The 11,246-nt window shown below is 65.4% G+C and carries 10 protein-coding genes and 2 pseudogenes; 5 read left to right on the plus strand and 7 right to left on the minus strand.

Annotated features, from left to right (window positions below; all coding sequences use genetic code 11):
* Positions 1-54: 54 nt before the first annotated feature.
* From BMX16_RS16575 to BMX16_RS16590, 4 genes and pseudogenes are all read right to left on the minus strand, one after another.
* A pseudogene (locus tag BMX16_RS16575) lies at positions 55-1,028 on the minus strand (IS5 family transposase).
* Between the two features lie 378 nt (positions 1,029-1,406).
* Complete coding sequence (locus BMX16_RS16580) at positions 1,407-1,727, minus strand: hypothetical protein (RefSeq protein WP_089905822.1); 321 nt, start codon at positions 1,725-1,727, stop codon at positions 1,407-1,409.
* Positions 1,727-4,264, minus strand: a complete 2,538-nt coding sequence (locus BMX16_RS16585; protein WP_177174717.1) for a cytochrome c oxidase subunit I — start codon at positions 4,262-4,264, stop codon at positions 1,727-1,729. Before BMX16_RS16585 ends, BMX16_RS16580 begins: the two co-directional genes overlap by 1 nt.
* Positions 4,261-5,052 carry a cytochrome c oxidase subunit II gene (locus tag BMX16_RS16590; RefSeq protein ID WP_089905824.1) on the minus strand — a complete coding sequence of 264 codons (792 nt, stop codon included), beginning with the start codon at positions 5,050-5,052 and terminating at the stop codon, positions 4,261-4,263. The genes BMX16_RS16585 and BMX16_RS16590 overlap by 4 nt, the downstream gene beginning before the upstream one ends.
* A gap of 21 nt (positions 5,053-5,073) precedes the next feature.
* Between BMX16_RS16590 and BMX16_RS16595 the strand changes: the two genes are divergently transcribed.
* Positions 5,074-5,613, plus strand: coding sequence for a DUF2231 domain-containing protein (locus BMX16_RS16595; protein ID WP_089905826.1), 540 nt, complete (start codon positions 5,074-5,076; stop codon positions 5,611-5,613).
* Positions 5,614-5,630: 17 nt separating this feature from the next.
* Here BMX16_RS16595 and BMX16_RS16600 read toward each other — a convergent pair whose 3' ends face one another.
* Complete coding sequence (locus tag BMX16_RS16600) at positions 5,631-6,110, minus strand: CopD family protein (RefSeq protein ID WP_218139944.1); 480 nt, start codon at positions 6,108-6,110, stop codon at positions 5,631-5,633.
* Positions 6,107-6,838 (minus strand): cytochrome c oxidase assembly protein, encoded by a 732-nt coding sequence (locus tag BMX16_RS16605; protein ID WP_089905828.1) that lies wholly within the window; start codon positions 6,836-6,838, stop codon positions 6,107-6,109. The genes BMX16_RS16600 and BMX16_RS16605 overlap by 4 nt, the downstream gene beginning before the upstream one ends.
* Before the next feature lie 319 nt (positions 6,839-7,157).
* On the opposite strand from BMX16_RS16605, the gene BMX16_RS16610 reads away from it, so the two are divergent.
* The 4 genes and pseudogenes from BMX16_RS16610 to BMX16_RS16620 form a co-directional block, all read left to right on the plus strand.
* Positions 7,158-9,644 carry a pyrroloquinoline quinone-dependent dehydrogenase gene (locus BMX16_RS16610; protein ID WP_089905830.1) on the plus strand — a complete coding sequence of 829 codons (2,487 nt, stop codon included), beginning with the start codon at positions 7,158-7,160 and terminating at the stop codon, positions 9,642-9,644.
* A 58-nt stretch (positions 9,645-9,702) separates the two neighbouring features.
* Positions 9,703-9,969: a hypothetical protein gene (locus BMX16_RS16615; RefSeq protein ID WP_089905832.1), complete on the plus strand. Its 267-nt coding sequence runs from the start codon at positions 9,703-9,705 to the stop codon at positions 9,967-9,969.
* 4 nt (positions 9,970-9,973) lie between these two features.
* Entirely contained in the window at positions 9,974-10,234 is a 261-nt protein-coding gene (locus BMX16_RS17435; protein WP_143058083.1) for a hypothetical protein, read from the plus strand.
* Positions 10,235-10,348: 114 nt separating this feature from the next.
* A pseudogene (locus BMX16_RS16620) lies at positions 10,349-10,929 on the plus strand (transposase); the annotation flags it as partial.
* Between the two features lie 107 nt (positions 10,930-11,036).
* Here the strand turns inward: BMX16_RS16620 and BMX16_RS16625 are convergent.
* Positions 11,037-11,246, minus strand: a 210-nt coding sequence (locus BMX16_RS16625; RefSeq protein WP_143058084.1) for a transposase domain-containing protein, incomplete at its 5' end; no start/stop codon positions are given.

Consider the following 11,246-nt stretch of genomic DNA (forward strand, 5'->3'; position numbering starts at 1 on the left):
GGCCCTGTTGCACAAATCGGCTTGTGGCCCAGGTTCGCCTTTTCCCGGACGGGTTTATCCCACAGCTTTTTTGACGGGTATGCCGAGCGCTGTGTAGCCGTTGAGCATGGCGATACGGACCTGAAGTTCCGCGACCTGGCGGTCGAAGTCCCGTGCCATGAGGCGCTGCCCAAGCAGATTCACACAATGCATCTTCGTCTCGACGCGGCTCCGTTGGTGGTATCCGCTCCATCGTCGCCACAGAGCGCGGTTGAGCTATTTGGAGGCCCGCAGGATCTCGTTTCGCGCGGCGGCACCGCCGGTGACGGGCTGCCACGGCTTCGCGTTCTTTCGGGGCGGGATGACAGCGTGGGCACCGCGGCCCGCGATGGCATCATGGCACTTGCGGGTGTCGTAGGCACCGACGGCGGTCACCGAGCCGACCTCTTCGCCGATCGGGATCTGGCCGAGCAGATAGGGCGGGACCGGAGCGTCACCAATGTGGCTTCCGGTGATCTCGGCGGCTCGGATCTCCAGCGTTTGCTCGTCGATCCCGAGGTCGATCCTGCGCCAGACCTGCGGTTTGGGACCACCATGCTTGCTGGCGTGCCACACGCCTTCGCCTTCGCCCTTGATGCCCGCGCTGTCCACTGCCCGGCAGTGATTTGTCTTTGAACCATGAGATGGGATGAGCAGGTGCAGCGGGCCCTTCAATCCACGGTAGGGGATGTTGATGGCCAGGTTCTTTTGGCGGCGGGACAGCGTGCTGAAGTCTGGCACCGTCCAGTCGAGGCCAACCGGCCGCAGCAGGTTTTCGACAAAACCGGTCGTTTGCCGAAGCGGCATGCCGAACAGAACCTTCATCGTCAGACACGTCTGAATGGCAGTGGCACCATAGGGCTGATGGTGGCCACGCCTGCCTGTCGGCGCGGCATCCCAGCTTATCCCCGGGGGTCAAACCAGACCGTCAGCAAGCCCCAGCTGTTGAGCGCTTCGTTACAGGCCGGCCGGTTCTCGGTTTTGTAGATCATTCGTGTCGGACAGCTCAGGCACCCCAGCGACCACGCTGGATCTACAAAATGAATCACGCGCAGGATGTGTGCGACAGAGCCATCTGAAGGGGTCCAGCGAGCTGCTGCCGGACTCGAGGACACCGGGTCAGGATTGCATGTGTCGTTCGTCGAACGCCATGAGGCTGAGATCGCCCAACTTCGGATGGCGTCGGATCGGATTATAGAAGCGCTCGACGTGGTCGAACACGTCGGCGCGTGGCGCGTCAAACCGCATGGCTTCACTGCGGGGCTCCGATCATGTCGGGCGGGTGCAAGGGCGCCGTGGCAAGGCACGGGGACATGAATGCCGCGTTCGTCTTGGCCACCGATCCGCGTCAGGCGGTCATGCCGTCGCCTCGACGCGAAGACACGCGCTCACAGCGGCCCCAGACAGGTCGATGTGGCAATCACCGGCATCAGGGTGACACCGGACGACACGAAGCCGATCCATCCCCCCGCAGTCACGATCCGCCCGGTGACGCCCTGCGGCACGGCAGTCAGCGTGATCTGCGCAAGATGGACCGCGAGGCCCGCCAGCCACAGCGTCACCAGAACCAGTCGCTGCAGATCGCCGATCAGCGGCACCGGACGGGCGGACCATCCCTGCGCGCAACCCACCCCGTGCAGCGCATAGACGGCACTGAACAGCGCGGCCCAGATCAAGGGCCCCAGCAGGGCACGCGCGAGCCAGCCCATCACAGAACCTCCTGTGCCACCACCAGAACGACAGACAGCCCCGCCGTCACCAGCCAGAACCCCTGGAACAGGCGCCACGCCGGCACGGCGCCAAAACGTAGCGCGCCCAATCGCCCCGTCGCGGCGTCGCGCCAGCTGCGTGCGGCCAGAACTGTGGCCGTGACGCCGTATACGGCCGCATGGCCCAGCATCACCACGCGCAGCGCATCGCGTGCATGCGCTGTCGGATCGTCCAGACACGCCGCAAGTCCCGCAAGCGCGATCAGGGCCATCAGGTTGGCCGCAAGGCCCAGCAAGGCCCAGCTGCGGGCTGCGGCGTGGACCCGCACCGTTTCGACCCGGTGCGCCGCCAGCAGGGCCACGACCATGCCTGTCAACGCCACGGCCATGGCAATCATCACGGGTGTCCCGGACAGGCTGCCGGGTGGTGCAGGCCAACCCGGCGCCACGACCGTCAGGAACCCGACGCCGAACAGCAGCGACGCAAACAGCGTCGCACCCGCCACCAGCAGCAGCCGCACGCCGGTCAGTGACAGGGTCTCTCTCTGCATGAAATGTTGCGGCAGCATCAGGTCATCCGTCACCGCGACCGGGTCCGAATCGTCGGCACGTCCCATGATGTCGCCCCAACGCCAGCCGGCCCAGAGGATTGCGGCGATCGCAATCGGCGTCAGAAGGTAGAGGCCGGACAGCATCATCGCAAAGAAGCTGCCCACCGCCAAAGAGGTGACAAGGGGCAACGTGGTGTTTCCGGGCAGGACGGCCACATGCACCGGCGTGCCGGACCCGGCGGTCACCACGAGGGTCTCGCGCTGACCGCGCGGCGCACCGGGCAGAAACCCCTCGCCACGGGCCAGCGGGAGGATCGCATCCGCAGTGTCCAGCGCACGTCCGCCCATCGATCCGGGCAGGGATGCGATGTTGTAGCTGGGCGCCGGCAGGGGCAAGGCCCAGTCCAGCGTTGCGGCCTTCCAGGGGTTGCGCCAGCTGCGCCGTCCGAACAGCGCCTGCATGACGATGTCGAAGGCATAGAGCGCGAAGCCCGCGGACATCACCATGCCGAAGATCGAGGAGGTGAGGTTCAGCCACTCCCACTCGGGGTTGTCGGGATAGACGGCGATCCGGCGCGGCATCCCCAGAAGCCCGGTCAGGTGCATCAGGAAGAACGTCCCGTGGAAGCCGATGAAGATGAGCCAGAACGCCGCCTCGCCCAGACCGCGGACCCGCCAGCGGCCACTCAGCAGCGGCATCCACCACGTCACTGCGGCCATCATCGGAAAGACGAACCCACCAATCAGCACGTAGTGCAGGTGAGCGGTGACGAACGCCGTATCGTGGGCCTGCCAGTTGAAAGGAACGATCGCCAGCATGACCCCTGTCAGCCCGCCCATCACGAAGGTCGAGAAGAAGCCCATGATGTAAAGCATCGGCAGGCGGAACTGCACCTGACCGCGCCACATGGTGCCGATCCAGGCAAAGATCTGCACCGCTGTCGGCACCGCGACCAGCACCGATGCGGCGGAAAAGAAGGCCAACGCCATGTGCGGGATGCCCACGGTGAACATGTGGTGGACCCATAGCCCGAAGGACAGGAACACCAGGCCGATGATCGCCGCGACAATGGCACCATACCCCAGGATCGGTCGCCCGCTGAGGACCGGTATGATGGTGGACAGCGCCCCGGCGGCCGGCAGGAAGATGATGTAGACCTCCGGATGGCCGAAGAGCCAGAAGAGGTGCTGCCACAACAGTGGATCGCCGCCGCGCGCCACGTCGAAGAACGGCAGATCGAAGGCCCGCTCCACCTCGAGCAGGATGGAGCCGAGGATCAGAGGCGGAAAGCCCACGAGCATCATCACGCTGGTGCCGAGCAGATACCAGCCGATCAGCGGCATGCGCGACAGCGGCATCCCCGGCGCCCGGACGCGCAGGATCGTCACCGTGATCTCGACCGCGGCGGCCATCGCCGAGATCTCGACGAAGGTGACGCCCAGCAGCCAGACGTCGGCATTGATGCCGGGCGTATGGGTGGCGTCGGCCAGCGGGACGTACATGAACCAGCCGCCGTCCGGGGCAACGCCTGCCACCAGCGACAGCACGATCACCGTCCCGCCAATCAGATAGCACCAGTAGCCGAAGGCCGAGAGGCGGGGGAACGCCATGTCGCGCGCGCCGAGGATCTTGGGCAACAGCCACAGGGCCAGCCCTTCGAGCATGGGGATCGCGAACAGGAACATCATGATGCTGCCGTGCATCGTGAAGACCTGATTATAGAGCGCGGTATCGAGAAACGCCCCGTCGCGGGTGGCGAGTTGCGCACGGATCAGCATCGACAGCACGCCGCCGATCGCAAAGAACACGAAGGCGGTGATCATGAACCGCCGCCCGATCGTGCCATGGTTGACTGACGACAGGATGCCGCGCAGCCCGGGCTCGTCATCCCAGACCTGCGCCATTTCGCGATGCAGGGACAGGGCGCGGCGCGGCGTATTGAACCGGACGGTCACCGGGGCAGAAGGCTGAGCCGCGTCGGTCATCGGGTCGTCTCCGGGGCGGGGTCGGGCTGGGATGAGGCAGGATCGGGCTGGGGTTGGACGGGGTCGGGCTGGGCTGCGGCGGCGTCCTGCGGATCGTCGGCCGACAGGAACGGCGGCAACGGTGCAGCCGGGTCATAGGCCACGACCTCGAACCGCATGTCGCTGTGGCCGATACCGCAGAACTCGGCGCACAGCCCTTCGTACCGGCCGGGCGCATCGGCGCGCAGGCGGTGCAGGTTCACGCGGCCCGGGATTGCATCCATCTTGCCGCCCAGCTGCGGCACCCAGAAGCTGTGGATCACGTCGCGCGCCTCGATCGCGATTTCGAAATCCTGTCCGGCGGGCACATAGAGGATGCCGTCGGTCGTGACGGGATTACCATCCGGTCCCGGCTGCGCGAACTGCCAGCCCCATTGCATCGCGATCGCCTGCACCCGCGGCGCGCCATCGTCGCGTGCCAGCATCCGTTCGCCGATCACGATGCCGGTGGCCAGCAGGGCGGTCAGCACCACGGCCGAAAAACCCAAGCCCCACCCGTGGATCCACACCCGTTCGGCGCGGGCATCGGAGTCGTCGGCCGGGCGGCGGCGCAGAGCCATCGCGATCAGCCCCATGACCAGTACCGTGATGGCGGTGCCGCCCAACAGCATGACATACCACAGAAAGGCGATCTCGCGTGCTGCGGGGCCGGCGGGGGCAAGGGTTGACAGCGGGCCACCGCACCCCGTCAATACGCCTATGGCCAGCGCCGGAACCAGTCGGTTCAGGTGGCGTGGGCGGGACAACATCGACGACAGGATACCCTTCACATGGCCGCACCGGATGGCAAGCAACGCAGACTGACGTTCAAGCAGCGTCGCAGACTGGCCGACCCCATTCAGGACATCGTGTCGTTCAACGATACCGAGTCGAAGATCGCGATCGCGAGTCACCCGATTCATGCGATGATGGTCGCCTTTCCCATCGCGCTGGCCTTCTCGACCCTCGGGGCGGACGTGATGTACTGGGTGACCGGCGACGAATTCTGGCCGCGTGTCGCGCTGTATGCGGTCGGCATCGCCTTTGCCGTGGGTGTGCTGGCGGCGATCGCGGGCACGGTGGAACTGCTGATGGTCCCCGGCATCCGCATCCGGTCCGCCAGCTGGACCCATTTCATCCTCGCCATGGTCCTGCTGTCCGTGCTGGGTCTGAACTGGGGCTTCCGTCTGGAAGATCCGGTCGGCGTGGTCCTGCCGTGGGGATTCCTGTTGTCCGCGCTGGCCGCCGGCATGACCGGCATCACCGGCTGGCACGGCGGCAAGCTGGTGTTCGACTATGGGATCGGGATGCATGGCAAGGTCGACCGCTAGGCCTTGTGCGGCGCTCCTCATGGGCGGTCGCCCAACGGGGCAAGGAACACCTCGGGTACGAAATCCGTCAGACCGGTCAGGTCGGGCTTGGCCAGGACCAGCCAGAACACCGCCGCCATGGCGGGGATGCCGACGAGCAGTCCCAGGATCGCCGGAGGCATCCGGTAGGTGCCTTCGCCTTCGCCCGATTGCAGGATGAGGTGGCCGATCCACGCATGGACAAGGGCCATCAGGCTGACGAAGGCCAGCTTTGCCGCGAACCACAGGTCGAAGACCTGCGCTGCAAAGATCAATGCGATCCCTGATCCGACCGCAACGACGGCGGCAGGCGTGGCAAAACCGATATAGCCGAAATGCGTGATCAGGCGAAACTCGGCATAGGTCGCCTGCCGCCGCGCCTGACCGTAGATCGTCAGCATGACCGGCAGCGCGATCAATGCGGCACACCAGCCGAGAAGGGCCGCGATATGCACGAACTTCAGGCCTGCCAGGATCATGGACGCGTCTCCGTCAGGGTCAGGCTGTCCCGCCAGGCGCGCGTCAGCAGGCGCGCCGCCACCGCCATCAGCGGCACGAAGCCGGGCACCCACATCAAAAGACCGGCCAGCTGCTGATCCGCCAGCGGGTCCATCCCCCAGAGCGCTGCGCCCGGCAGGTGTTCGACGTAGAGCATGTGCGGCGCGAACGTGAGGATCGCGCCGAGGAACCCCATGGCGATGGCCAGTCCGGCGATCAGCGCGGCCGACCGTAACGGGGCAGCGGCCCCGACGGGCCGCAGGATCCCGGACCACAATACCCAGGCGGGGATCAGAACCGCCCCCTGCAAGGCCCAATAGAACACCGGATCGTCCCAGCCCGCACCATAGACCGACGGGACGTGCCACGCCAACAGCGCAGCCACCGTCGCGATCAACGCCGCCGCACCTGATATGCGCCGTCCCACGGGCAAGGCCAGGGCAAGCGCGGGCGCGATCCACGACAGCAAAACGATGTGATGCACGGTCCGCGCCGAAAACAGCGACACCGTCAGTGCGCAAAGCGGGGACACGAATGCAACTGCCAGGCCCAGAACGGCGATCGCAGCCCAGCGTCGCTGATCCGCCAGCCGCCACAGAACGACGGCACCAACCGCCAGGGCCACCAGCAGGACAGGATCAAGGTTCCAGGCACCGATGAGGGCGCCCGGTGCGGGGGCCGGGCCGCAATAGGTGATCTGGGCAGCCATTTATGTCAGCACCGCGTATCATCCCCGTCATGGCCGTTGCGTGCGGCCATCAAATTTCTGTCCGGACCCCGATGCGATCTGCGGCCACGCTCTGCATAGCAACACCGGCAACCCGCAGCGGTTCCGGGTCCATGCCAGCCGTCGTCGCAAACCGTGCGCCGACTGCGCCGGTTTGGTCCGGCAATGGGTCATCGTATCTCATACGCGGAACTTGGCCGATACCCGCGACGTTGGCAACTGTCCCCCTGCGTCTGGCCATGACGGCCGGCGCGTCGTCGCTGCAACATGCTCCTGAAATGATACAGATCGGACCCCGCTGATGGCCAACACCAAAGACCGCACCTCGCGCATGACCCGCCGCATCGCCCCGTGGGCGCGCGCAGTGCTTGCAATTCTGGGGCTGATCATCGGCGGGGTCGGACTGGCTGCAGGCTGGCTTGGCTATCAGATCGTGGCCGAGGGTGGGACCTGGTATTACCTGCTGGCAGGTCTCGGTCTGGCACTTGCGGGACTGGCGTTGCTGGCGGGCCAGCACATTGCCGGTGTCCGGCTGCAGGGTGTCGTGTTGCTGGGCACGCTGGTCTGGTCGATCTGGGAAATCGCAGGAAAGGGGTTTCTGCCTGCCTGGGGTGCCGATCTGGCCGGCCGCACTGGCCTTTTGGCGGCGCTGTTCGTCGCAAGTGCCATCGTGCGGCTGATGGGGATGCCCCGTTCGCCGGAAGCGCCGAACGCCTTGCGCTATGCACTGGGCGGCGTGGCCGCAGCCGCAGTGGCGGCGGTCGCCCTGTTGGCCGTGCTGTGGGAACGCCCAGACCGCGCCGGGGCGGTGCAGTCTGCTGCGACCGACGGCGCGGGCATCGGACATGGCGCCGGGGACTGGCCGGCCTTCGGCGGATCCCCCCTCGCGCACCGTTTTACCCCTGCGGCGGCGATCACCCCGGCCAACGTCGGTGCGCTGGAGGAGGTATGGTCCTATCGGACCGGCGATCTGAGCCCGTCCGAGCGGGTGTTTTTCTCTGCGCAGAATACGCCGATCCTGGCGGGAGGGCGGCTCTTCGTCTGCTCTCCGTCCAACCGCGTCTTTGCACTCGATCCGGCCACCGGGACGGAGCTGTGGAGCTATGATCCGCAGATGCTGGCCGCCGACATGGAATCGTTGTTTTCGGTCGCCTGCCGCAGCGTCGGCTACTATAACGGCGCGACAGCGGTTACCGACGCGCTGCCCGACACCGGCGCCGCATCCGACGTCGGCGGCGTCTGTGCTGCACGGGTCTATGTCACGACGGTGGCCAGCGATCTGACCGCGCTCGACGCTGCCACCGGGGCCCCCTGCCCCGACTTCGGCACCGCAGGCACGGTCGATCTGGCCGTCGGGATGGACCTGCAGGAGCTCGGTTTCGCCTCGTCCACGTCGGGCGTGGCGGTGATCGGCGACGCGCTGATCGTCGGCCAGCAGGTCAGCGACAACCAGCGCCGGGATGCCCCGTCAGGCGTTGTGCGGGCCTATGATGCCGTGACGGGAGAGTTGCGCTGGGCCTGGGACGCCTTGCGGCAGGGCGTGGCGCAAGAGCCGCTGGCCGCGGGCGAGGTCTATCCGCGCGGCACGCCGAATGTCTGGAACATCATCTCCGGCGACCCGGAGGCGAATGTCGTCTATCTCGGCACCGGCAATTCCGCCAATGACCATTTCGGTGGCGACCGCACCGCCGAAGAGGATACCTTTACCGCTGCCGTCGTCGCCGTGGACGCGGCAACCGGCGACACGATCTGGAGCTATGCGACGGTCATCCACGATGTCTGGGACTATGACATCGGGGCGCAGCCGATCATCGGCAACCTCGCCGTCGACGGCGCTGCGGAACGTCGGGTCGTGATCCAGGGTACCAAGACCGGCTCGCTCTTCGTCCTCGATGCCGCAACCGGAAAGCCGGTCACGCCCGTCGAGATGAAGCCGGCGCCGCAGGACGGTCTTCCGGGCGAGCGTCTCAACCCGACACAACCGCAATCGGTGTTCTATCCGAATCTCGCGGGGATGCCCGGTCCGGACCCCGAGGTGCTGGACCCCAGCCATACGTTTGGCCTGACCCCGATCGACGCCGCCATGTGCCGCCTGCAGTTCGAGCGGATGCGCTATGACGGCATGTATACCCCACCGATCGAGGGGCAGATGCTGCTGTTCCCCGGCACCATCGGGGGCATGAACTGGGGCGGGTTGGGCTTTGACGAGGATCGCGGCATCCTCGTCACCAACCATTCGCGCCTGCCCAACATCGTCGACATGATCCCCCGCGAAGAGGTATCGGACATGCCCGTCGGGTTGGGCGGCGCGCGCCCGGACCAGACCATTGCGCCGCATTTCTTTTCGGACTGGGGGGTGGACCGGCCGATCTGGCTGTCCCCGCTGGAGGTGCCTTGCATCGCCCCGCCGTGGGGCATCCTGGCCGCGACCGACATGCGCACCGGCGATCTGCTGTGGTCGCAACCCTTGGGCACCGGGTTCGACAGCGGACCGCTTGGCCTGCCGACCTTCCTCAAGGTGCCACTCGGCACCGCGAACATCGGCGGTCCGCTGGTGACCGCCACGGGCCTGACCTTCATCGCAGCGGCGCAGGACAACTGGCTGCGCGCCTTCGAGACGCAGACCGGCCGCCTGCTGTGGGAAGGGCGACTGCCCGCCGGGGGTCAGGCCTCTCCCATGAGTTACGAGATCGACGGTCGCCAGTATGTCGTGATCACCGCGACCGGGCACGAGCGTCTGACGACCACCACCGGCGACTACGTCGTCGCGTTTTCCCTGCCCCTCTGAGCACCCCGGCGGGGTCGGCCATTGCGTCGGCCCCGCCCCCGTCCGATGCGGTCCGACGATGATCGAGATATCGATCAGTTCGCCCGTGCAGATGGCAACGGCGTCGGGATCTTGTGGGCTTGGAACTGTTGATTTGAGCTTCAGGCTGCTGGACCACATCCACAGCGTCGCTGTTGGCCGGACAGACATCCCCTTCGTGATGTTCCGACACCAGCAGATCTACGGGACTGTACTTGTGCGGAAAAAACGAGAGAGCACCGTCCGAGGAACCAAGGAGCTGTTCAACGAAAGACGCAAGCAGGTCGACGCCATAGGCTCGGCGTGAAGCAGTGCGTCTGGCACTGCTCAGCGGCTGGACGCTGCGAGAGATCGCTGACGATGTGCGGATTGGTTTGTCGACGTTGACGCGGCGGGTAGGTGAGAAACGCGATGCCGGCGCGCCGGGTAAGGCACCGGTCGATGTCCATGCCGAGCTAGAGCGGTTGTGGCGTGGGAATGCGGCCCTGAAGCAGGAGCGCGACATTCCAAAAACAGGTCCACATCGTTGCGCCATTGGTCTGGGCGTCAATGGCTACGCCTTGTTCGCGTAAGAGGGAAGTCGATGACCTTCGGCTACATCGAGGCGGAGAAGGCGGGTAATCCTCCCCAAAACGAAGGGGATGCGGACGTAGGATTTTCTCAGCAAGATACCTGAGGAAATTCTGATGAAGATGACGAGATTTAGCGAACCACAGATCCTTGCGATACTGCGCCAGGCTGAAGGCGGCGTGCCGGTGGCTGAGCTTTGCCGAGAGCACGGCATGAGCACGGCATCCTTCTATAAATGGCGCGCGAAGTATGGCGGCATGGATGCGTCCATGATCAGCTAGATGAAGAGCCTGGAGGACGAGAACCGCCGGCTGAAGCGCATGTTTGCTAATCTGAGCATGCAGGCCGACTTGCTGAAGGAAGCCCTTGGAAAAAAGTGATTGGGCCATCCACTGCCCGGCAGTGGTTTGCTTGCAAACCATGAGAGGGTCAGCGACGCGAGATGGCCGCCAAGGCCGTAAAACATCGAGGAGTCAGCATCGCGCTGGCGTGCCGGGCGTTTGGCGTGAGCGAGACGTGCTATCGCTACAGTCCGTTGCTCAGCGATGAGAATGAGATGATCGCTGACCTGCTCGTCGGCCTGACCGACGCCCGCAAAACCTGGGACTTCGGGTTGTGTTTCCTGCATCTGGGCCACGTGAAGGGGCACCCTTGGAACCACAAACGCGTCTATCGGATCTACTGTAAGCGTCGTCTCCGTCCCATTGGGATTTCAGTTGCGGGCAGGATTTGCGACGAGGTCAGCCTGACGCTTTCGCCCTCGTAAGAGCTCAGAATGAGTTCACTGGGGATTCCCGGATGAGCTCATTGTGTGTGCGGGGCAGCTGCCGCGTAGGCCCAAGGCATCAGATGATCGATATTCGTATTGAGATGACCGTTGGCGAGCTTGGTGAAGAGATCGCGCAGGTAGGCATAGGGTTCGACACCATTCATCTTGCAGGAGCCGATCAGGCTGGCAAAGCGCGCCCAATTACGGCCCCCTTCATCGTGGCCGGCAAAGAGCGCGTTGCGGCG

The organism is Loktanella fryxellensis, from assembly GCF_900110065.1.
In the GTDB taxonomy this organism is placed as follows: Bacteria; Pseudomonadota; Alphaproteobacteria; order Rhodobacterales; family Rhodobacteraceae; genus Loktanella; species Loktanella fryxellensis.